Raw genomic sequence first — 22,408 nt, forward strand, 5'->3', positions numbered from 1 at the left:
CCACTCCTTTTAATGCATTCACCTATATATTAAATCATAATAGCATAAAAATTTCAAATTTTAAGTGTTAGGCTGAAACAATCTTATTCCTTCCAGACTTTTTAGCTTTGTAAAGCATAGAATCTGATACATTTAAAACTTTTTCAACAGTACTACCATTTTCAGGATAATAGCTTATTCCAAAACTTGCCGTTACAGATTTCTCTATTTCGCCATACTTTACTATATTATCATTAAGTTTTCTTCTCATATCATCAACAATTCTAAAAACAGTTTCATGAGAACTTGCATCATCTATATATATTACTATCTCTTCTCCACCATATCTGGCTATTTCATCTTTTTTCTGGTCAATATTCTTAGATAATATTCTAGCAGTTTCTATTAAAACCTTGTCTCCAAATTGATGTCCATAGGAATCGTTAAAGCTTTTGAAGAAATCTATATCCACCATTACAATTGCGAAACTTTTCTTAGGATACTTTAACACTTTTTCCTCTATTACATCAAAGAAGTGCTTTCTATTACTTATTCCAAGCAAGGCATCCCTAATTGAAGCTTCCTTAATTCTTTTATAAAGAATATTATTTTCTATAGCAATACCTATCTGATTAGCAATTGCTGATATAAATTTTATGTGACCATGTCCAAAAAAATCAAATAAAGTATGCTCAACAACTATATAGCCCATAAATCTATCCCTTAAAGTTATAGGCACTCCTATAACAGAATGTATGTTAAGTTTACCTTTAAAGCCATTAAATATTGGTTCTCTCGAATTTATGACTATGGGATCTTCTGATCCAAGCAGTGAAAAGATTGTATTTGCTATTATATTATAATTTGCTACCTTGATATTACAAGCCTTAACAATAAAATCTCCCTTAGCTTCTTTTAGATATATGGTTGAATATGTAACTCCCAAAATTCCTATAATCATATCATTAATCATTGGTATTAAATTATCATCACTTATATTGGAGTTTATATACTTGCTTACTTCTACTACATTAGTAAGTACATCCAGCTTTTTTTCTAACTCTGTATTTTTTTCGCTCATTGTTTGTATTTGTTTTTCAGCAAAGTTTTGATAAGTGCTAAATTCTTGTTTTAGCTTTAAATACTTTTCATAGAGTTCTTCATGATTTTCCACATTAATCTCCCTTTTCTTAATCAAAATAACTACATCACCATATCTTATTACAGCCCTATCACATATATATTATTATATTAAATTCTGCAATTTATCACAAAATCCTTTATTGCCTTACTAATATTTTACCATTAATTGTACTCTTATTATATTGAATTTTATCTATTTTGTGATATAATAACATTATATTTATATTATTAGGTTAATTATCAAGGTATTGTTTTATTGACTCCTTAAATTTATAGGAGATAGAAACTTTGTCCAAGATTAATTATTCCTATGGTTTAAGGAGGATTTATCATGGCAGATAAAGTAATTGTTTGTAAAGATTGTGGAAAGGAATTTACTTTTACAGAGGGTGAGCAGGAATTTTATAAAGAAAAAGGATTTGAAAATGATCCTGTAAGATGTCCTGAATGCAGAAAAGCTAGAAAAAATAAGAGAAATAGTTTCCACAAAGATTTTTCTAGATAGTAAAAGAGAGGTTATCCTCTCTTTTTATTTTAGCTTTTTTAACCTAGCTTTGTTTTATTATATTAGCTTTTTTAATTATTTTACTTACTGGTACAGCTATTATTATTCCCACTACTACTTGAGCTACGTCTGGCGCTATATGAGTTGCTTGTATAAACCAAGCTTGGCTCCAAGGAAAGTTCATTAAATAATGATCTAATACCACTCCAGATAAATAATAAGCTCCTATCATCCATATTCCACCAAGAATAAAACCAAATATATTGTTAATCATACTTTCACCTTTATAATCATTTCTATATGCAATACTAGCTGCAATATAAGCCATTCCCCCTTTTATAACAAGCGTAAATGGCGTCCACATAGGAGCTGTTGATAATAAATCAAATAATCCCATTCCAATAGCCGAAGCTAAAACTGCATTTCTTCTTTTAAAAATTATAGCGGCTATAAATATCATGCTATCTCCAACATGTACAACTCCTTTATATCCAAGTCCAACTGGTATACCAGTAAGCTTAGTTGCTACAAAAACTATTGCGGCCATAACCGATATTTCAGCAATATCTCTTATACTATACTTTGTGTTAGTAACTCTCTGTTCCATTTATTTATCCTCACCTTACCTTATTATTTACAAATGAATTCATTTAATAATTATATTATAATTTTATAAATGTTATTGCAAATGTATCCATACAATTTTATGAATATTAATTTTTATAATACAAATACTATAGTTGATTTACTTTGAAAATGACATAATTTCTAGAACAGGAGATGATTTCATGAATATATTCAGATGGATTTGCAGTTTCAGTTTTTTAATATGGATTTCAGTCTTAATAATAGGAACAGGAATTAATGCTATAAATGTATTATTATCTATATCAGCATTTGTTTTCATTGTAGATGCTATGCTGCATGAAAGAAAAAGTTCATAATTAAATTTTTTCATTTCAACGGCTGTTGTAAAAATTTTTTATAGTATTAATTTCTTTTCTTATTTTACAACAGCCTTAATTTTAATTAATTCCATTATATTACATATAGTCTTTATGGAACTTAATGTAAATTCAATTATAAAAATGGTTAATGTAATCAAAGTGTAAATATTTGTTACTCATCTGTTAATTCCCCTACTAAATCCCGTATTTATCCCAAATTTTTAAGCATATTTGTTTTATTTATACTAATTTCCACAATTCAATAGTCAAATTTTATTGCTATTTTAGTTAACTTTACATATTTAATATGTTATAATTTACTCTGTCATGGAGGTGAATTAATGTTAAGTTTAAACAGACAAGCTACATTAAATAATTTTAAGAAGATTTTTAACTTTGTAGAAGAATATTATCCTATAATTATCGGAACAATACTTTTTATAAATACACTACATGTTTATTTGGTTAATGCAACTCCTGGTTATAAAGTTATTGCATCAATTTATTGGTTTATCTTTCTTACTGCATATAAAGACATGAGAAAAGATGTTAAGTGGCTTCCATTTATTCTTCTTTGTATACCACTTGCAATTTTTTTATGGTATATAAATAAAAATGGCTATGCAATTTGGGGACAAATGCTAAACCTAGAAAGAAAACTTAAAATAGTCGTAGATTTTAACCCTATATTTAAAAAAATACCTTTTAATAATGGTGCCATTTTTAGAATGTATAAAAGCGATAACTTAACTTGGTTTTTTAGGCTAGTTTATAATAATGGTTTTATACTTCCACCAATGATATGCATATTAAGATCTGCAATAATACGAGATTATAAGAAAATGATTAAATATATTTGTTCTGCTCATGTATTTCAAATTTTCCTTATAAGCCCATTTTATATAACTTTTCATCTTCAAGAAGTATGGTTCGTATTAGGTGAACCTGATGGTCTTGCAAGACATTTTCATTCATTCGCCGAAAAGTCTGGTACTGCACTTAATTGTTTTCCATCAATGCATACTTCTATAGCTTTTGCAGCATTTTTACTTGTTTTGCGTGAAAAGGATAAATTATTTAAATGTGTATGGGGATTTTTCTGCTTAAGTGTTATTTACTCAACACTATATCTTGAAATACATTGGGTACTTGATGTATTCGGCGGTTTGATTTTAGCATACTGTTCTGTTAAATTAACAGATTTTGTTATTGGAAAGATGCAGAAAAAGGTACAGCCTCTACTCGATAAATACTACTACAGAAACAATACTTCAGCTTTTGAAATAGACAACAATTCTATTTCATCTTAAGAAATTACGAAGTAACAACGCTTCGTCGCGTTAAAAAAATCCTATAAATCTAAGATTTATTAGGATTTTTTTAAATCGTTCCTTCAGCATTGTTACTTCGCTCCTACGGTGGTACAAGGAAAAAATTCCTCCGTGCCTACAGAATTTAGACGTGAATCTTTATAATGTATTATTTATGCTTTTATTGTTAAAACTTATTCTCAGCGTATTTTTCGTAAAAAAACTGAGAAAGCTTTTACCTAAACCTCCAGTTATATAAAGTAATAATATAGCAGAACAGTTTAAATAAAGGTCATAAATCTTGGAAGCTTTTAATAATTAGCCTCTTAGATTTATGGCTTTCATTTAATATCTTTCAATAGAGTGAATCACATGGGCTTCGCCCAAACCTCCCAGCTTAATATGACTAATTTATTAGTTTTTCCTCTATTATAGTGAGGACTAATTTATTGTTCTCAAATCACATGGGCTTCGCCCAAACCTCTATATGTTTACTCATCACTTTTCGCGACACCGGATAATGTTAAACCTTTGTTATGCTCAAGTGCCCATCCTATTGACCATTCACTTTGGAATAGCAAAAGATTTCTATCTTTCATATCTTTTACACGTTTGGTATCTGAAGTTAACGTTAAATCGTCCATGTTTACATCTTCATTTTCTATCCATCTTATGCTTTTATATGGAAGCATATCCATTTTAATTTCAACATTGTATTCACTCTTGAGTCTATATTGAAGAACTTCAAATTGAAGTACACCAACTACACCAACAATTAATTCTTCTATTCCTATATTTGTTTCCTTAAATACTTGTATTGCGCCTTCCTGTGCTATCTGTGTTACACCTTTAATAAATTGCTTTCTCTTCATTGTATCTATTGTTCTAACCCTTGCAAAATGCTCTGGCGCAAACACTGGAATTCCCTCAAACTTAAATTTATCGCTGCTTTCACAAAGTGTATCTCCTATACTAAAAATTCCTGGATCAAACACACCTATTATATCACCAGCATAAGCCTCCTCTATTATTTCTCTATCCTGTGCTAAAAACTGCTGAGGCTGTGTAAGTCTAATTTTAGTATTTTTCTGTACATGAAATACTTCCATGCCCTTTTTAAACTTACCAGAACAAATTCTCATAAAGGCAATTCTATCTCTATGTGCTTTATTCATATTTGCCTGTATTTTAAATATAAAAGCTGAAAACTTTTCATCAAATACATCTATTTCACCTTTATCAGATGTTCTTGGAAGAGGTGGCGAAGTTAATTTTAAAAATTCCTCAAGAAAAGGCTTAACACCAAAGTTAGTAAGAGCACTTCCAAAAAATACAGGAGTAAGTTCACCTTTTCTTACTTTCTCTATATCAAACTTATCACCAGCAACATTTAATAATTCTATATCTTCTATAAGCTTATCATGAAGTGAATCACCTAGTAGATCTCTGAAAATATTATCATCTACATTTCCTTCTAATGCTTCAACTTCAGTTTGACCATGATTTCCACCATCAAACACTTGTACAAGCTTATTTTCTCTGTCATATACTCCTTTAAAATCTTTACCTGAACCAATTGGCCAATTAATAGGATAAGACTTTATTCCAAGTTCATTTTCAATATCCTGTAAAAGTTCAAATGGGTCTCTGCTCTCTCTATCCATTTTATTTATAAAAGTAAATATAGGTATTCCTCTAAGACTACATACATTAAATAGCTTTTTAGTTTGAGCCTCTATACCTTTAGCAGCATCGATTACCATTACCGCACAGTCGGCGGCCATTAATGTTCTATACGTATCTTCACTAAAATCCTGATGTCCTGGAGTATCGAGAATATTGATACAATACCCTTCATAATTAAATTGCATAACGGATGAAGTTACAGATATTCCTCTTTGTTTTTCTATTTCCATCCAATCTGAAACTGCGTGCTTTGAAGCTTTTCTTGCTTTAACAGAACCTGCTAGCCTTATAGCTCCACCATATAACAATAACTTTTCTGTAAGAGTTGTTTTTCCTGCATCTGGGTGAGATATTATAGCAAAAGTACGTCTTTTTTCTATTTCATTTATAAGATCAGCCATTTTTTCTCTCCTTTACATATAGATAAACCATTTCAACTGTCAAAATCAATTTACAGCATAATACTCAGAAGACAGCATTTTAGTACAAATTAATTTCGAAGTTTCAAATGGTTTATCTTTATTTCATTACAACAAAAAAGCCTGAATCAATACAGACTTTAATAAAGTGAAAACACTGTGAAACTTAATCTGTATGTGCTCCAAAATACCAATATTTAATGGATCATGGTACATATATAGATTGTAGTTGAACTAGTTTCACTATATATCTATATAATAATTCTAAATCAATGCAATCTCAATTTAATATTCATCTCCTAATTAATTACGATTCAGCATCAACTAAATTTTCTAGCTAAACAAAGTAATTATATCAGTTTATTATTTTTTTTTCAATAAAAAAGATTAGTAAACGTGCACATTAAAACTTTGGGGTTATCTTAGCCTTATATATGATGATATAATATTATTATGTAGAAACATGCAATTTAACTTTAGCAGTTTAAAAATATTGCTAAGTAACAATGCTTCGTCACATTAAAAAAATTCTACAAATCTAAATGGTAATTTTAAGCGATTATTTGCTTAATGTATAGAAGGATAATGATCATGCACGGGGTTTGGGATGTAAGCCCATTATCCTTCTTTAACTTGTATTGCGCATATATATATTAGCCCAAACCTCATGTATGTTCACTTTCAATATACGAAAATCTTATATTAAATTAATTGGAGGATTTGCTATGTACAAACTAATTGCACTTGATATGGATGGAACTCTCCTGAAAGACGATAAAACAATATCTAAAGCGAATTTTGACGCAATAAAAACAGCGAAAGAAAATGGATATAAAGTAGTTCTTGCTACTGGAAGACCAGCAAAAGGAATTGAAAAATATTTAAAGCAACTAGATTTAATGGGAGATGACGATTATGCAGTAGCCTTTAATGGTGCTGTAGTTCAAAAAACAAAAACTGGCCATATAATAGCTGAGAATTTAATGAAATATGAAGATTTACAGGAAATATACGATTTAAGCTTAAAACTAAACTTAAATGTTCATACACTTACTACCAATGAATGTATTACTCCAAAAATAAACCCTTACAGCGAGCGTGAAGCTTACATGAATAACCTTTCTCTCATTGAAAAGCCATTTGATGCTATTGACAGAAATGAAAGCATAATAAAAATAATGCTTGTAGATTCAAAAGAAAACTTGGATAGAGCAGAAAAATTGGTACCTCAAAAATTTCATAACAAATATACTGTTGTGAGAAGTGAAGATATTTTTCTAGAATTTTTAAATAAAAAAGTAGACAAGGGATTTGGGGTAAGCCTTTTAGCCAAAAATCTAGGTTTGAGCCCTGATGAAATTATATGTGTAGGCGATGCTGGTAACGATATTGCTATGGTAAAGTATGCAGGACTTGGAGTCGCTATGGGCAATGCTTTTCCAGAAGTAAAAAAAATATGCGACTATGTTACAAAATCAAATGAAGAAGACGGAGTAGCTCATGTAATTCATAAGTTTATGTTGAGCCAAGCATCCTAAAAAAATATGACGAAGTAGCAGTATCTTGAAATATTAAATACTGTTACTTCGACTAAACTGAAATCATTGAAGAAATTATTTAATAAGCCCTTTGCTTCTTAAGAAATCATCTGCAACTTTTTCTGGTTTTTCGCCACTATCCACTCTATAATTTAATTCTCTCATTTCACTATCAGTTATCTTATCCTGAAGCTTTTCTAACACACCTTTGAGTTTAGGATATTTCTCTAATGTTTCTTTCTTTACTAAAGGAACTGCATAATAAGGTGGAAAAAAGTTTTTGTCATCTTTAAGAGTTTTTAAATCAAACTTTTTAAGAAGCCCATCCGTTGAAAAGGCATCAGTAACTTGAGTTTCGTTTTTATTAAGTGCAGAATATCTAAGTCCTCCATCAAGTCCCTTCGTATTTTTGAAATTAATATTATACGTTTTTTGAAGTCCTAAATATCCATCAGCTCTATTTAAGAACTCCATGGTACTTCCTAATGTAAAGTTATTACTCATCTTCGATAAATCTGATATTGTATTTATATTATATTTATTGGCAAGTTCTTTTTTCATAGATAAAACATAAGTGTTATTAAAACCAATTGGTTTAAGCCACTCCATATTATATTCTTTATCAAAATAATCTTTTACCATGTTATAAACCTTATCTTTATCTGAAATACTATTTCGTTTCATTATATCCACAAGTCCTGTTCCTGTGTATTCAACATATAAATCCACATCACCACTTTTCATAGCGCTAAAGACAACATTGGTTCCCCCTAAGTTCAACTTTTTTTCTACTTTATAATCTGTATCATGTTCTATAAGTGATGCAACCATATTTCCAAGTATAAGCTGCTCATTAAAATTCTTAGAACCTATTACTATAACTTTTTTATTTCTAGAATTATAAAATGCAACACAACTCACCACAACTATTATCACCGCAAGTACTGCAGCTAAAATTTTATTAAACTTTCTATTTTTAATCTTTCTCCTCTTGATTTTTTCACCCTTAGAAATTCTAATTCCTTCTGGAACAACATGTTCTTCAACTTTTCCTATTATAAAATCTAAAAATAAAGCAAGAAAACAAGCTGGAATTGCACCTGCAAGTATCATATAGTTATTTACTGTCTGCACCCCTGAAAATACTAAATATCCAAGACCACCTGCGCCAACAAATGCTGCTATTGTCATAAGTCCCACTGCTGTTACAGCAGATATTCTTATACCTGACATTATAATTGGCATAGCAAGAGGAATACTTATTTTTAAAAGGATCTGGCTTTTTGTAAGCCCAACCCCTGTCGCCGCTTCTATTATAGGCGCATCTATATTTATAAGTCCTGTATAAGTATTTTTTATAATTGGGAGCAGAGAATATATAACTACCATTATTATTGATGGTTTACTACCTATTCCAAACACAGGAATTAAAAATCCTAAAAGTGCCAAGCTTGGTATTGATTGAGCTATATTAGCAACTGCTATTACAGGAGTAGAAAGCTTCCTTACTCTTGTTATTAAAATACCTAGTGGAACCCCTACAATTATTGAGACTAAAACTGCAAATATTGTGAGTTCTATATGCTGCAAAAATAGAGTGAATATTTGGTCTTTTCTCTCTAATATAAAATTAACAAAATTACTCAAAAGCTTCCACCTCACCTTCAATAAACTGAGTAGTTAAAACTGACAAAAGACTACTTTTAGTAACAAGTCCAACTAATTTAGATTCATCATCTGTAACTGGGACGTATCCTATCTTTTCATAACGCATTTTCTTCATAATATTTACTATTGATTCCTCAGCATTAATTGTTATAATATTTCTGTTCATAATTTCGCTAACCCTTATATTTCTGTCAATGTTTCTTCTTATATCCTTTAAGGTAACAAGTCCATCTAGCTTACCTTCCTTATCTAATATTAGCAAGCTATCAACATGACTAGACTTCATTATCTCCAAGGCTTGAAGCACAGTTCTTTCACTTCCTGACTTTACTGGATCCTTTATCATTATATCTTTAACCTTAATTAACTCAGGTTGATTCCATATTCTATTCTCACCAACAAAATTCTTAACAAAATCATTTATAGGATTTTTAAGTATTTTATCTGGTGTATCATATTGCATTACTGAACCATCTTTCATTATACAAATTCTATCTGCTAATTTTAATGCTTCATCCATATCATGAGTAACAAATACTATTGTCTTCTTGAAAGTTTGTTGTATATTAAATACCTCATCTTGAAGCTGATTTCTTGTTATAGGATCTAATGCACTAAATGGCTCGTCCATAAGTATTATTTCTGGATTCATTGCAAATGCTCTAGCTATGCCTATTCTCTGCTGCTGGCCTCCACTAAGTTCACTCGGATATTTATCCATATAAACTGAAGCTTCCATGCCAACCAACTTCAAAAGTTTTTCTATCCTATCATCTATTTCATTCCTATCAATTTTTTCCAGTGAAGGTATAAGCATAATATTCTCCCTAACCGTCATATGTGGAAAAAGACCTGTTTGCTGTATTACATATCCAATGTTTCTTCTAAGCTTAATTATATTTTCATCTTCTATCCTATTTCCATTAATCAATATTTCACCTGAACTTTGCTTAATAAGCCTGTTTATCATTTTCAATGTCGTTGTCTTTCCACAGCCGCTAGGTCCAATAAAAGTTATAAATTCTCCATCATTTATAGTAATATTTACATTCTTTATTATTGGTTTTCCTCCTATACTTTTACATACGTTTTTAAATTCTATCATCTAACTCCTCCTTTTCTACAGATAAACAACTTTTTTTTATTTTAAAGTTGTTTCTTTGATTATAAAAACTTCTAAATACTATACCCACATAATATTAAAACAAGCAACTTGTTGCAAAGTAAGAGTTGTTTCTTTAATTATATTATAATATATTAGTTATGTAAATAGCAATATTTTACATGTTTTTTTCTAATAAAAATAAATCTTAAAATAAAATGCCATAAAACCATTGTTCATGGTATTACGGCACTTTATTTTCATTAATTCTCTTTATATAAAAACTTTCTTAAACGATAGTAACTCGTTTCATCTCCTATTGCTATAATTGTATCCTTATGTTCAAAAGTAGCATAAGGTCCCGGTGAAAGTATCAGTTTTTCACCACGTCTTATTGCTATAATTGTAGCACCTGTATTCTGCCAAAACTTTGTTTCAGATATACTCTTGCCTACGATTTCCATATTACTATATATTTCAAATTCAAAAGGAGTAAATGGATCACTCTTGCTAAATCTACTTGAGTAATCTACCAATTCATTTATTACGCTGTTTATTTTTCTTTCATACTCATCTTTTTTATGTATTAAATTTTCGACCTCCTTTTTTAAAGACTGCATAGAATCTATTTCTTTATATTTATCGATAAACTTCAAACAATTATCTACTGATTTTATTGTAATTCCACTACCTTTAACAACTTCAACTATACCCATATCACTTAATATAGCTATAGCTCTTCTTATAGTTTCAGGTGACACATTATATTTACTTGCAAGAACAGACCTTCCATATAATTTATCGTCAACTTTAAGATCTCCATCCACTATTCTATTTGCAATATCAATTGCTATTTTCTGATAAACTGGTTTAACTATAGATTCAGCCATTTTTTATTGTCAGAATATGCTCTGACTTATTCCTCCCATATCTAAAAGTTTTTATGCATACTTAGTATAAATCATTATATTAATGGTGTAAATATATAGTTTTCATCTAAAAGAAGTAATTAGCAATCCTATATCTAATCCTGTAACAATTATTCCTATTATTATGAGAAGTGATTTATCCAACAAACTATTTACAAATTTGCCCATGACCTTTTTAGATGAAGTAAGATATATTTGGGTAAATATAGTTATTGGAAGCTGTATACTTAAAAGCATTTGAGAATATATTAACCCCTTAAATGGATCTGTTATAAAAAATATTACAACAGCTGACAATACAAGTGTTATTAAAACACCAACTTTTGTATGACTATCCTTTATATCATATGGCTCCTTGTATATACCTGCAAATATACTTCCTCCTGCCATTCCAGCTGTAACCGTCGATGATATACCCGAAAATAATAATGCCACTGCAAATATTATTGAAGCACGACTTCCAAGAATAGGCCTAAGCATACTTTGTGCTTGAGTTAATTCATTAACTTTAATACCACTTGAAAAAAATGTACCTGCTGCAAGTAATATCATTGAACTATTTATTGCCCAACCTACAAGCATGGAAAAAATTGTATCAAAGAATTCGTACCTAAGCTGTTTTTTTATAACTTCTTCTTTTTGTATATTCCACTGCCTACTCTGTATAATTTCAGAATGTAAAAATAAATTATGCGGCATAACAACAGCTCCTAAAACACTCATTATGATTGGCATTGACCCTACAGGTATTTCTGGCTTTATAAAACTAATAGCAGCAATCTTCCAATCTATATTTACCAGTGTAATTTCTAATATAAATGAAATTCCTATAATTGAAACAAAACCAATTATCCATCTCTCAAGTTTTTTATAAGAATTTGAAAAAAGCATCCACATTACAACAAATAACATTATCAAAGTTCCTATTTTTATTGGAATTTTAAAAAGCATATTTAAAGCTATTGCTCCTCCCAAAAGTTCTGCCATAGCTGTAGATATTGCTGCCCCCACTCCACTAAATAATATAAATCTATTTAACCCAGGTTTCACGTTTTTTGTAGTTGCTTCTGATAAACAATCTCCTGTAACTATTCCAAGATGAGCTGCATTGTGCTGCAATATTATAAGCATAATAGTAGAAAGTGTTACCATCCACAATAACTTATATCCATAATCAGCACCAGCTGATACATTGGAAGCCCAGTTTCCAGGATCTACAAAACCTACGGTGACAAGAAGTCCAGGACCTACATATTTTAAAAAATCTCTAGCTCCAAAACCTGGCTTATGTTCTCCTTTAAATATATTAAATTTATGCTTCATAAAATCACCTCGTAAAAATATTGCTTTCTACTTTTATTATAACAGTATTTTAGTATTATTTATAAATATATGTATATAATCTAAATTTATAGATATACTATTAATTAGATGAATGAATTTTCATTTTATATTTTATTTTGGAGGTCTTTATATGGTAGGAACAGTTAAATGGTTTAATTCTCAAAAAGGGTTTGGATTTATTACAACCCAGGAAGGAAATGACGTATTCGTACATTATTCAGGTATTAAAGAAGATGGATTTAAAACTCTTGAAGAAGGTCAGGAAGTTGAATTTGATGTAACTGAAGGTCAAAAGGGTGAACAGGCGATTAATGTAAAAAGACATTAAGCCTTTAAATATATAATCTTCTAAATAAAATCCTCTACAATTAAATTTAATTATAGAGGATTTTATCAATCAATTTTATCAGGAATATATGAGACATTTTCCTTTCTTATAAATATAATAAAATTCCAGAGAGTTATGTATTCTCTGGAATTTTATTATACTTATCTTACCACACTTCCAGTTGGAAGCTCACCATCTATAGTTGCTGCAAATAATTTGCTGTCATCTTCATTAGAAGCAGCAAGTATCATGCCTTGTGATAATTCTCCTCTAAGTTTTACAGATTTTAAGTTAGCGACAAGTATTACAGATTTTCCAACTAATTCTTCTGGCTTATAAAATTTTGCTATTCCTGATACCACCTGTCGTTCTTCTCCACCCAAATCAACTTTGAGTTTGAGGAGTTTATCTGATTTCTTCACTGGTTCACACTCCAACACCTTAACAATTCTAAAATCAAGTTTTTCAAAGTCTTCTATTGTTACTTCAGGTTTTATTGGTTCAGCCTTTGCTTCCTGTCCTTGTGCTGCCTTTTTCATCTGCTCTTCCTTTAATTTGTTAAGTTCTTCAAGCGCTTTATCAAGGTCTATTCTAGGAAATATTACATTTCCTTTTTTAACTTTTGTTCCTGCTCTTGTTCCATCAAAGGCAGAAAGACTATTCCAAGTTGCAGTTTCAATGTTAAGTTGAGCGTTTATTTTTTCACTTGTTTCAGGTAAGAAAGCAGAAAGTACAGTTGATACTATTCTAAGTGTTTCTACTAAATTATATAAAACTGTTCCAAGCCTCTCCTTTTTAGAAAGATCCTTAGCTAAAACCCATGGTGCTGTTTCATCTATATATTTATTTGCTCTTTTTATAACATCCCATATATGATCAAGTGCCTCAGGTATCTTTAAATCTTTTATGTCTGCATCAAGCTTTTCTGGAAGTCCAAGTGCCAAATCTATAAGTTCATTGTCTAGTTCTTCCTTTTCTAAAGGTGGTTGAATAATTCCATCAAAATACTTTTCAAGCATAGCCACAGTTCTTGAAACTAAATTTCCAAGGTCATTTGCAAGATCAGAGTTTATCTTCTTTATAAAAATTTCGTTATTAAAAAGTCCATCTGCTCCAAATGGTATCTCATGTAAAAGATAATATCTTACAGGATCTGTGCCAAAATGATTAACTAATAATACAGGGTCTACAACATTTCCCTTTGATTTTGACATTTTCCCCCCATCAACTAAAAGCCAGCCATGGCCAAAAACCTGTTTTGGAAGTTCAAGGCCGAGAGCCATAAGCATAATTGGCCAATAAATTGTATGGAATCTTATTATATCTTTTCCTACAAGATGAACATCACAAGGCCAATACTTTTTAAAGTTTTCATCATTTTCACTTCCATAACCAAGAGCTGTTATATAATTTGAAAGCGCATCTATCCAAACATAAATGACATGTTTTTCATCAAAAGTAACTGGTATTCCCCAATTAAATGATGTTCTTGAAATACACAAATCTTGAAGTCCTGGCCTTAAAAAATTATTTAACATCTCATTTTTTCTTGATTCAGGTTGAATAAAATGTGGATGATCTTCTATATATTTTATAAGTTTATCAGCATATTTTGACATTTTAAAGAAATATGCTTCTTCCTTAGTTTTTTCTACAGGTCTTCCGCAGTCTGGACACTTACCATCTTGAAGCTGAGTTTCAGTCCAGAAAGATTCACAAGGTGTGCAGTACCAGCCTTCATATGAACCTTTATATATATCTCCTTGATCATAAAGTTTCTTAAATATTTTTTGTACAGTCTCTACATGATAATCATCTGTTGTCCTTATGAATTTATCATAGCTTATATTCATCATTTTCCATAAGTCTTTTATACCTGCAACTATTTTATCAACATATTGTTTTGGAGTAACTCCTTCTTTTTCTGCTATCCTCTGTATTTTCTGTCCGTGTTCATCTGAACCTGTTAGAAAAAATACATCATAGCCCTGAAGTCTTTTAAATCTTGCAATAGCATCTGCTGCAACCGTTGTATACGTGTTTCCTATGTGTAATTTTGCAGATGGATAATAAATCGGTGTTGTAATATAAAATGGTTTTTTTTCTGACATTGTAAAAGCCTCCTCTAAAATATAAAAACCTCTAAATAAAAACTTTTACGTTTTTATTTAGAGGCGAATTCACGCGTTACCACTCTATTTTATTTTTATCTCACGACAAAAATCTCACTAAGTGACTCATAAATTCATAATTTATTTTATCACCCTGCATTTTAACGTATGCTTACGTAATACCCTACTAAATTTCAGATATTCTGCTCCGGGTCCATGTTCATAAACTTTTACACCACTGAATTTCACCATACATCAGCTCTCTTTGCATGCGTCCATTTATTACTCTTCCCATCAATGCATTTATAGATTATATATTAGTACATAAACTTATTATTGTCAACTATACATTATTTTATACTAATTCGTAATATATATTTTTTATATAAAACACCATAATTATCAACAGAATAACGTACAGTTAAGAGACAATTAATATGGAATTCATCACATAGTATTTTATTTTTGTTACTTGCGCTTTACTTAATATTTGATGTCAGTTCTTTTTTGTTTTATAATACTAAACTATACAATAAATTTATAATAGGAGTTCTGATAAAATATGAAGATGATATTTTTTGATACCGAAACAACTGGTTTAAGACCAGGCAACATATGCCAGTTAAGCTACATCCTAGTAGATACAAATATAAAACCAAACAAAACCATTGGAAAAAACATATTTTTTTCCGTAGATTACGTAGAGCCAAGTGCAGAAGATGTACACGGCTTCAGTGTAGAAATTTTAAACGAATTGAGCGGCGGCAAGTTTTTTAAAGATAATCTGGAATTTTTCTTAGACGATTTTAAAACAGCAGATATACTTATAGGTCATAATGTTAATTTTGATATAAAATTTTTAACTCACGAATTGGCTTGCTGCGGAGAGATTTTTAACCCTAACCATATCTTTTGTACCATGAACTATTACAAAAACATATGCAAAATAATAAATAATAATGGAAATTATAAAAATCCTAGACTTGAAGAAGCTGTAAGATTTTTAAATATAAACTCATCTCATATTAAAGATTTAAGTAAAAAGCTTTTTCAAGGAGACGGCAATTTCCATGACGCTAGATTTGATACTACAGCTACTTATTTACTAGTCACTGAAGGAATTAAAAAAGGTTACATTCCCCAAAGATACTTCTCAAAAATTGTTAAAACCTCTTAAACAGGGCAAATAATATCAAAAAACTTCGTTGTAAATAAATGTAAAAAGCAAATATTTATGCAAAAAAAATTCTAATGTTATTTCTCAAAACAGTAGAATTTTTTTATTATGTCATAATTTATAACTAACAAACTTATTTTCATTCGTCCTTTTTGCCATAAAATTCAAATATAATCCGTTTAATGCCAATTAAAAGCTTTTCATAGTACATTATATTTTAAATTTTGGATAATTTATAAACTTAATCTTGTAATTGTAAGCTCATGAAACAATATGCGTATTTTGTTTCATAAATATGTATATATAATAACATATATTTTTTAAAATTTCTACACAATTATTAAATTTATGACAATAAGGCAATTATTTATAAAAAGCTACAGTTTATTCAAAATTGCACAAGGGAATACAATTCATCTTTCTGCTCTTGATTAATTCCTATATATCTAAGAGTAATACCCTGAGAACTATGATTAAATGTATCCATAATTAATCCTATATTATATTTTGATGCTTTGTATGTCCAATATCCCCATGTTTTACGTAAACTATGTGTGCCAAAATTTTCCACATAGCAAATATTAGCAGCTTCTTTTAAAACTTTATAAGCTTGTATACGCTTTAAATGACCGCCTTTACGACTATAAAATAAATATGAATCTTGCGTTAATTCTTGTTGTTTTACAAATGAATTTATAGCTTTTTTAATGGCATTGTTCAATTTTATTTTTTTTATTTTTCCAGTTTTCTTTTCTTTTAATATAAGGTAATATCTATATTCTCCACGTTCATTAAAAATATCTTTTACCTTTATAGGCAAAATATCACTGATTCTAAGTCCTGTATTTAGTCCAAATTTAAAGAGCAAACCATACTTAGGATTTTTTCCATTTAAATAATAATACAATTGTTTTATTTTTATTTTATCTTTTATTGGTTCAACTACCATAGTATTCCTCCAAACTATTTTTATACAGTGTATCAAAAAACGTTTCATAACATTTTTTGATATTATACTAATAAATTATATCACATTAAGCGTAAAAGCCTATAGTTATTATCATTATCATAGGTACGTTATGAAACAAAATACGCAAATTGTTTTATAAGTATTTTGATAGTTACAATAACCAATCTTCAACTATGGTCGCAAAATTAACTTATGCATTCGTATAACCCAACTTCCAATTATCCCTTATCATATGCATAAGTTAATTTTGCATTTTACATTAAAAATAAAACTTAATTTAAAGGGGGAAGCTTAATTTGCCAAATGATTCTTTTAACTTAGAGAATATAAAACTTAAAGATATAATTGACTTAGATTTTTTACAAAAATTCCAAGATGATTTTGGAGAAAGTATGGAAATAGCTAGTATCACTGTTAATATGGATGGTGTTCCTATTACAAAACCGACAAGATATACAAATTTCTGTTCTAAATATACTCAATCAAATGAAAAAGGAATTAAAAAATGTGCAGAATCACATAGAATTGGAGGCGAAGAAGCCGCTAGAACTGGCAAGCCTTATATATATACCTGCCATGCGGGATTAATCGATTTTGCAGTTCCAATTATAATTGATGGAAAACAATTCGGCACAATTCTTGGAGGTCAAATTGTTTTTTCAAAAGTCGATGAAGAGAAAATTTTAAAAACAGCCAGTGAACTTGGGCTAGATAGTGAAAAATACAAAGAGGAAGCCAATAAAATAACTTCATTAGCTGAAAATAAAGTTAAAGCTGCTGCAAATATTTTATTTACTGTTGTAAACGCCTTATCACAGATTGGACACCAGCAACTTAAAATAAAAGAAATGACTAATATCCTTTCAGAGAATTTTAGCCAAATATCCGCTGCCATGGAAGAACTAGCAGCTTCATCTGTACAAGTCGCAGAAAATCAAGAAAGTTTGAATAATGAAATATTAAATGTTGATAAATTATCAAATGAGATCAATTCTATTTTGACGTACATAAAAGACATTGCCAATCAAACAAAAATGCTTGGATTAAATGCATCAATTGAAGCAGCACGTGCTGGCGATGCTGGAAAGGGCTTTGGAGTTGTTGCTAATGAAATACGTAAATTATCGGAAACCTCTAAAGAAACTGCTGCAAAAATAAGCGCCTTAACTGAGAAAATACAAAATTCAGTTCATGTAACATTGGATACCTCTGATGCAACTTTGAATACAACTCAACAACAATCTGCTGCCGTACAAGAAACCAATGCAAGCGTAGAAGAAATCATGAGTCTAGCCGATGAATTAAATAGTTTGGCAAATAAATAAAACAAATTATACATACGTTTTTATGGGACTGTCGCGCTAAACATAAATATTACGAAGTAACAGTGACTTGTAACATTAAAAAGAATCCATAAATCTAAGGTGGAAAAATCGTAAAATCCTAAGATATTTCAATAACTCGCTAGGCGCTCAGACAGATTGAAATATCTAAGTATTTTATGATTTTTTCACCAAGATTTATTGGATTCTTTTTAAATTGTTCCATCATCACTGCTACTTCGCTTTTACGGTAGTTCAAGGAAAAAATTCCTCCGTACCTACGGAATTTTGGGTGTGAACTTGTCCACTCATTTATTGATTAACAGTGATTATAGAGTATTTTTCATAGGGAACCGGAAAAAAATTTACCTTGCATTTCCGGTTTAGCGAAGTAACAGTATTGAAGGAATAGTTTAAATAAAATTTTATAAATCTTAGTGGCAAATTGTTAAAAGCTTTAGAGATTTCGATTTGTTTGAACGATTAGTGAGTAAACATACCCGGGGTTTGGGCTCTGCCCATTATCCTTCTAGAACTCAAAGCAACCACTTTTTTTAAATAACCACTTAGATTTATTAATTTTATTTAATATTCCAAAATACTGTTACTTCGCAATATTTTTAAATGGCGAAAGGATGTTTAGATTGGACACTAAAAAATTTTTAACAAATAAAAAAATCATAATCATACTCGCAACCATATGCTGCTTATTATGGGGAAGTGCCTTTCCTGGAGTTAAAACTGGATATTCTCTTTTTAAAATATCAGCTAATGATATCCCTTCAAAATTTGTTTTTGCAGGATATAGATTTACACTGGCTGGTATTATTGTACTTATTATAGCAGTTATAAGTGGAAAAAACATACTAATATTTAATAAAAAAAATATATTACAAATTATTATACTTGGCTTAACACAAACTACTATACAATACGTATTTTTTTACATAGGTTTAGGTTATACTACAGGTTCAAAAGGTTCAATTGTTAATGCCACGCTCACTTTTTTCAGTATTATACTTGCACATTTTATATATAGGAACGACAGGTTAAATTTCAACAAGGTAATTGGATGCACATTAGGGTTTATTGGAGTAATTGCTGCCAATCTTTCTTCTGATGTATTGAAACTTTCTTTTTCTTTTAAAGGTGAAGGTCTTGTAATGTTCTCTGCTTTTGCGGCTTCCGCTTCCAGTATATATGGAAAGAAAATAACTCAATCTCTTGACTCTATAATAGTGACGGGCTATCAACTTTTCATAGGTGGTTTTATTTTGACTGCACTAGGCTTATTAAATAGAGGAAGCTTATCAACTTTTACACCAGAATCAACCTTACTCTTATTTTATCTTGCAATTTTATCTTCAACTGCTTTTTCAATATGGACAGCGCTTTTAAAATACAATAAAGTTGGTTTTGTATCAATGTTTAACTTCCTGGTGCCTGTTTTTGGGGTGCTTTTATCTGCAATTATATTAAAAGAAAATATCCTTGATATAAAAAACTTAGTAGCATTAATTCTGGTTTGCATTGGAATAATATTAGCTAACAGTGAAAAAGCTTATTCAAATTAATGTTTATCTTATATATTATAATTTGTTTTTTTTTGATATAATGTTAATAATAAAAATATGAGCAACTATATTTATTTGGGGAGGAAATTGGCGAATGTCCGGTTTAAACGAAGAAAATAATGAATTTCATAATCAAAGAACAGAAACAGACGCATTTCGTGCAACTGAAGAATTTAAAAAGATGTTCCACGATAATGAATCATTTTGTTATGAGCCATGGCAATTTGCAGATTATGAAGTTTGTGCTGATACTTTAAAAACTACATATGACGAAATAAACATATGGGGAAAACAAGAGGCAGTTATAAGACCTGGTTGGAAGGTTTCAAAAGACAATAGCAAGGTTTATATTCCAAATTTATTTTCTAAAATAAGTGGAATATATCAAGATACTATTCAATACAGGGAAGATATAAGCGCACTTTTAGAACAAGACAATACTTTGTTTTTCAAGCATTTTCCTTTGTTTCATATAAAAAAACATAGTAGTATGTCTAAAACTTATTCATCGCTTTTAGATAAAAAAGGTCTGGTAAGTAAAAATAAACTTATTACATCTAAATACTGGAAATACTCAAACTTAAAGCCTGGTCTTCAAGAAAATATAGCCGAAAAAATAATAGAATTTTGCAAGCTTCCTGATTTTTGGAAATATAGGCGTTTCAATACAAATGTAAAATTATCTGTAATGGATAAAATATCAACTTTTTTAACATGTATAGATGATAAGTCAGCAAGAGATGAATTTATCATGAAAGTAGCTACACTGAATGTCTTAATGAATCTTGACGTTAAGCTTCTTAATTTACTCCAAAACTTTGATTATCCTCTTCATGTTCCTAAAATAATAGTATTTAATAATTATAAAAGTGGTCATTTTTCTTTTTCCGATGCTGTAAGCCTCATGTTTATGAATTCAATGGGGGTTGACATATTGATTTATAATCCAGGAGCCACAAGTGACATTGAAAATTTTGTGAAAGATGGTTATTTCGACATTCATAAACTTCAGTTTACAAATTCAAATTTTAAATACAAGAGAGTAAACTTTTTTATAAGATGGATAAGAAAACTTCGTGCTAAAAAGAAACTCTTAAAGGAGATGAAATAATTGAGATTCAAAGAGGAAAATTCAGTTTACAATAACGCAGTTCCAGAAAACAATGAAATTCCTAATAATACTAAAAGAGAAATGGAAGAAAAGCTCGAGAATATAAAGAAGGAATTAAAAAATTCACCTGAAGTAATTCAAATTTCAAAAAAATTAGATGTTTCTAATATTAACGCAATAATGGAATTTGGAAGCGAACCTGCATCTGAAATTTCAAAGTTCTCAGATAAAATATTAAACACCATGAAAGTCAGCAGTGTAGAAAATTCTGGTGCTCTATTAAAAGAACTTACAGTTATTATGAAAAGATTTGATAAAGAGGAATTAGAGGAAAAGCCAGAAAGTTTCTTCTCTCGTATTTTTAATTCCAGCAAAAAAACAATACAAAGCATTTTAAGTAAATATCAAAGCCTTGGAGGAGAAATTGATAAAATTTATTCAAGAATAACTTCCTATAAATCAGAAATAGAAAAAACAAATAAAATGCTTGAAGAAATGTTTTCTCAGAATTTTAATTATTATACAGAACTAGAAAAATATTGTGCTGCCTGTGAGCTTGCAATAAATGAGATACAAAATGAGGATTTACCTTACTATGAAGAAAAAGCTGCCTCCGGGACTCCAGATGACAATTTAAAGCTTCAAGAAATTAAATATTCACTTGAAATGCTAAACCAAAGACTTTATGATCTCAATATGGCAAAAGTTGTATCACTTCAAACAGCTCCACAAATAAGAACAATACAAAAAGGAAATTACAAACTTATAGGTAAGATTCATTCTGCCTTTATAGTTACAATTCCTGTATTTAAAAATGGTCTTATACAAGCAGTTACCTTAAAAAGACAAAAACTTGTTGCTAAATCCATGGAAGCTCTTGATAATGCAACAAATGAGCTACTTTTAAAAAATGCTCAAAATTTAAAAGATCAAAGTATAGATATAGCAAAATTAACTGGTGCTCCGTCTATAAAAATAGAAACCCTTGAAAATACTTGGAAAATTATAATGGATGGAATAAATGAAACAGAAAAAATAGAAGAGGAAAATAAAAAACTTAGAAAAGAAGGCATGGAAAAGCTAAATAAGCTTCAAGTCGAATATATGGAAAAGGTGAATAAGTAGTACTGCAACGCTTTAAATAAAATTAATAAATGTAAGGGGTACATTTTAAAAAGGCTTAGAAATGTACCCCTTACATTTATAAAAATTTTATTTAAATATAGCTTATCATTTTTCATTTTT

Annotated in this window: 19 protein-coding genes and 1 other annotated feature; of the genes, 10 read left to right on the forward strand and 9 right to left on the reverse strand. The window is 29.6% G+C overall.

Annotated elements, in window-relative coordinates:
- Positions 1–67: 67 nt before the first annotated feature.
- Positions 68–1,177 (reverse strand): sensor domain-containing diguanylate cyclase, encoded by a 1,110-nt coding sequence (locus LQK79_RS07915; protein WP_231016153.1) that lies wholly within the window; start codon positions 1,175–1,177, stop codon positions 68–70.
- A 276-nt stretch (positions 1,178–1,453) separates the two neighbouring features.
- Between LQK79_RS07915 and LQK79_RS07920 the strand changes: the two genes are divergently transcribed.
- Positions 1,454–1,627: a zinc-ribbon domain-containing protein gene (locus tag LQK79_RS07920; RefSeq protein WP_053242520.1), complete on the forward strand. Its 174-nt coding sequence runs from the start codon at positions 1,454–1,456 to the stop codon at positions 1,625–1,627.
- Positions 1,628–1,670: 43 nt separating this feature from the next.
- On the opposite strand, the gene LQK79_RS07925 is transcribed toward LQK79_RS07920, so the two are convergent.
- Entirely contained in the window at positions 1,671–2,234 is a 564-nt protein-coding gene (locus tag LQK79_RS07925; protein WP_053242519.1) for an ECF transporter S component, read from the reverse strand.
- Positions 2,235–2,415: 181 nt separating this feature from the next.
- Here LQK79_RS07925 and LQK79_RS07930 point away from each other — a divergent pair, with 181 nt between their 5' ends.
- A complete protein-coding gene (locus tag LQK79_RS07930) occupies positions 2,416–2,571 on the forward strand; it encodes a hypothetical protein (protein ID WP_157055766.1) in 156 nt (51 codons plus the stop codon).
- A gap of 344 nt (positions 2,572–2,915) precedes the next feature.
- Positions 2,916–3,884 carry a phosphatase PAP2 family protein gene (locus LQK79_RS07935; RefSeq protein WP_053242518.1) on the forward strand — a complete coding sequence of 323 codons (969 nt, stop codon included), beginning with the start codon at positions 2,916–2,918 and terminating at the stop codon, positions 3,882–3,884.
- A 491-nt stretch (positions 3,885–4,375) separates the two neighbouring features.
- Here LQK79_RS07935 and LQK79_RS07940 read toward each other — a convergent pair whose 3' ends face one another.
- Positions 4,376–5,971, reverse strand: coding sequence for a peptide chain release factor 3 (locus tag LQK79_RS07940; protein WP_053242517.1), 1,596 nt, complete (start codon positions 5,969–5,971; stop codon positions 4,376–4,378).
- 743 nt (positions 5,972–6,714) lie between these two features.
- Between LQK79_RS07940 and yidA the strand changes: the two genes are divergently transcribed.
- A complete protein-coding gene (gene yidA, locus LQK79_RS07945; RefSeq protein ID WP_231016154.1) occupies positions 6,715–7,527 on the forward strand; it encodes a sugar-phosphatase in 813 nt (270 codons plus the stop codon).
- A gap of 75 nt (positions 7,528–7,602) precedes the next feature.
- Here yidA and LQK79_RS07950 read toward each other — a convergent pair whose 3' ends face one another.
- The 4 genes from LQK79_RS07950 to LQK79_RS07965 all read right to left on the reverse strand — a co-directional run bounded on the left by LQK79_RS07950 (position 7,603) and on the right by LQK79_RS07965 (position 12,549).
- The gene (locus LQK79_RS07950) at positions 7,603–9,174 is read right to left on the reverse strand and encodes an ABC transporter permease/substrate-binding protein (RefSeq protein WP_053242516.1); all 1,572 of its coding nucleotides are present in this window, start codon (positions 9,172–9,174) and stop codon (positions 7,603–7,605) included.
- Complete coding sequence (locus tag LQK79_RS07955) at positions 9,167–10,300, reverse strand: betaine/proline/choline family ABC transporter ATP-binding protein (protein ID WP_053242515.1); 1,134 nt, start codon at positions 10,298–10,300, stop codon at positions 9,167–9,169. Before LQK79_RS07955 ends, LQK79_RS07950 begins: the two co-directional genes overlap by 8 nt.
- Positions 10,301–10,560: 260 nt before the next feature.
- Positions 10,561–11,187 carry a TrkA C-terminal domain-containing protein gene (locus LQK79_RS07960; RefSeq protein ID WP_053242514.1) on the reverse strand — a complete coding sequence of 209 codons (627 nt, stop codon included), beginning with the start codon at positions 11,185–11,187 and terminating at the stop codon, positions 10,561–10,563.
- 102 nt (positions 11,188–11,289) lie between these two features.
- Complete coding sequence (locus LQK79_RS07965; protein WP_053242513.1) at positions 11,290–12,549, reverse strand: Nramp family divalent metal transporter; 1,260 nt, start codon at positions 12,547–12,549, stop codon at positions 11,290–11,292.
- Positions 12,550–12,700: 151 nt separating this feature from the next.
- Between LQK79_RS07965 and LQK79_RS07970 the strand changes: the two genes are divergently transcribed.
- On the forward strand, positions 12,701–12,898 hold the full coding sequence (locus tag LQK79_RS07970; protein ID WP_053242512.1) for a cold-shock protein: 198 nt from the start codon (positions 12,701–12,703) through the stop codon (positions 12,896–12,898).
- A 161-nt stretch (positions 12,899–13,059) separates the two neighbouring features.
- Here the strand turns inward: LQK79_RS07970 and metG are convergent, their stop codons facing one another.
- Positions 13,060–15,009 carry a methionine--tRNA ligase gene (gene metG / locus LQK79_RS07975; RefSeq protein WP_053242511.1) on the reverse strand — a complete coding sequence of 650 codons (1,950 nt, stop codon included), beginning with the start codon at positions 15,007–15,009 and terminating at the stop codon, positions 13,060–13,062.
- A 56-nt stretch (positions 15,010–15,065) separates the two neighbouring features.
- Positions 15,066–15,316: a binding site (T-box leader), on the reverse strand.
- A 255-nt stretch (positions 15,317–15,571) separates the two neighbouring features.
- On the opposite strand from metG, the gene LQK79_RS07980 reads away from it, so the two are divergent.
- Positions 15,572–16,186: a 3'-5' exonuclease gene (locus LQK79_RS07980; protein WP_053242510.1), complete on the forward strand. Its 615-nt coding sequence runs from the start codon at positions 15,572–15,574 to the stop codon at positions 16,184–16,186.
- Between the two features lie 388 nt (positions 16,187–16,574).
- Here the strand turns inward: LQK79_RS07980 and LQK79_RS07985 are convergent, their stop codons facing one another.
- Positions 16,575–17,135 (reverse strand): tyrosine-type recombinase/integrase, encoded by a 561-nt coding sequence (locus LQK79_RS07985; RefSeq protein ID WP_231016155.1) that lies wholly within the window; start codon positions 17,133–17,135, stop codon positions 16,575–16,577.
- Positions 17,136–17,452: 317 nt separating this feature from the next.
- On the opposite strand from LQK79_RS07985, the gene LQK79_RS07990 reads away from it, so the two are divergent.
- The 4 genes from LQK79_RS07990 (at position 17,453) to LQK79_RS08005 (ending at position 22,288) form a co-directional block, all read left to right on the forward strand.
- Complete coding sequence (locus tag LQK79_RS07990; RefSeq protein ID WP_231016156.1) at positions 17,453–18,481, forward strand: PocR ligand-binding domain-containing protein; 1,029 nt, start codon at positions 17,453–17,455, stop codon at positions 18,479–18,481.
- Between the two features lie 641 nt (positions 18,482–19,122).
- Positions 19,123–20,052: a DMT family transporter gene (locus tag LQK79_RS07995; RefSeq protein WP_231016157.1), complete on the forward strand. Its 930-nt coding sequence runs from the start codon at positions 19,123–19,125 to the stop codon at positions 20,050–20,052.
- A 94-nt stretch (positions 20,053–20,146) separates the two neighbouring features.
- On the forward strand, positions 20,147–21,163 hold the full coding sequence (locus LQK79_RS08000; RefSeq protein ID WP_231016158.1) for a YceG family protein: 1,017 nt from the start codon (positions 20,147–20,149) through the stop codon (positions 21,161–21,163).
- Positions 21,164–22,288, forward strand: a complete 1,125-nt coding sequence (locus LQK79_RS08005) for a toxic anion resistance protein (protein WP_231016159.1) — start codon at positions 21,164–21,166, stop codon at positions 22,286–22,288.
- Positions 22,289–22,408 lie beyond the last annotated feature (120 nt).

Origin of the sequence: Clostridium guangxiense, assembly GCF_021043395.1 — a bacterium.
GTDB lineage: Bacteria > Bacillota > Clostridia > Clostridiales > Clostridiaceae > Clostridium_S > Clostridium_S guangxiense.

Excerpts from the sequence above, each read along its gene's own strand:
- LQK79_RS07920 (WP_053242520.1), top strand. The coding sequence starts at position 1,454 with ATGGCAGATAAAGTAATTGTTTGTAAAGATTGTGGAAAGGAATTTACT.
- LQK79_RS07925 (WP_053242519.1), bottom strand. The coding sequence starts at position 2,234 with ATGGAACAGAGAGTTACTAACACAAAGTATAGTATAAGAGATATTGCT.
- LQK79_RS07930 (WP_157055766.1), top strand. The coding sequence starts at position 2,416 with ATGAATATATTCAGATGGATTTGCAGTTTCAGTTTTTTAATATGGATT.
- LQK79_RS07935 (WP_053242518.1), top strand. The coding sequence starts at position 2,916 with ATGTTAAGTTTAAACAGACAAGCTACATTAAATAATTTTAAGAAGATT.
- LQK79_RS07940 (WP_053242517.1), bottom strand. The coding sequence starts at position 5,971 with ATGGCTGATCTTATAAATGAAATAGAAAAAAGACGTACTTTTGCTATA.
- yidA (WP_231016154.1), top strand. The coding sequence starts at position 6,715 with ATGTACAAACTAATTGCACTTGATATGGATGGAACTCTCCTGAAAGAC.
- LQK79_RS07955 (WP_053242515.1), bottom strand. The coding sequence starts at position 10,300 with ATGATAGAATTTAAAAACGTATGTAAAAGTATAGGAGGAAAACCAATA.
- LQK79_RS07960 (WP_053242514.1), bottom strand. The coding sequence starts at position 11,187 with ATGGCTGAATCTATAGTTAAACCAGTTTATCAGAAAATAGCAATTGAT.
- LQK79_RS07965 (WP_053242513.1), bottom strand. The coding sequence starts at position 12,549 with ATGAAGCATAAATTTAATATATTTAAAGGAGAACATAAGCCAGGTTTT.
- LQK79_RS07970 (WP_053242512.1), top strand. The coding sequence starts at position 12,701 with ATGGTAGGAACAGTTAAATGGTTTAATTCTCAAAAAGGGTTTGGATTT.
- metG (WP_053242511.1), bottom strand. The coding sequence starts at position 15,009 with ATGTCAGAAAAAAAACCATTTTATATTACAACACCGATTTATTATCCA.
- LQK79_RS07980 (WP_053242510.1), top strand. The coding sequence starts at position 15,572 with ATGAAGATGATATTTTTTGATACCGAAACAACTGGTTTAAGACCAGGC.
- LQK79_RS07985 (WP_231016155.1), bottom strand. The coding sequence starts at position 17,135 with ATGGTAGTTGAACCAATAAAAGATAAAATAAAAATAAAACAATTGTAT.
- LQK79_RS08000 (WP_231016158.1), top strand. The coding sequence starts at position 20,147 with ATGTCCGGTTTAAACGAAGAAAATAATGAATTTCATAATCAAAGAACA.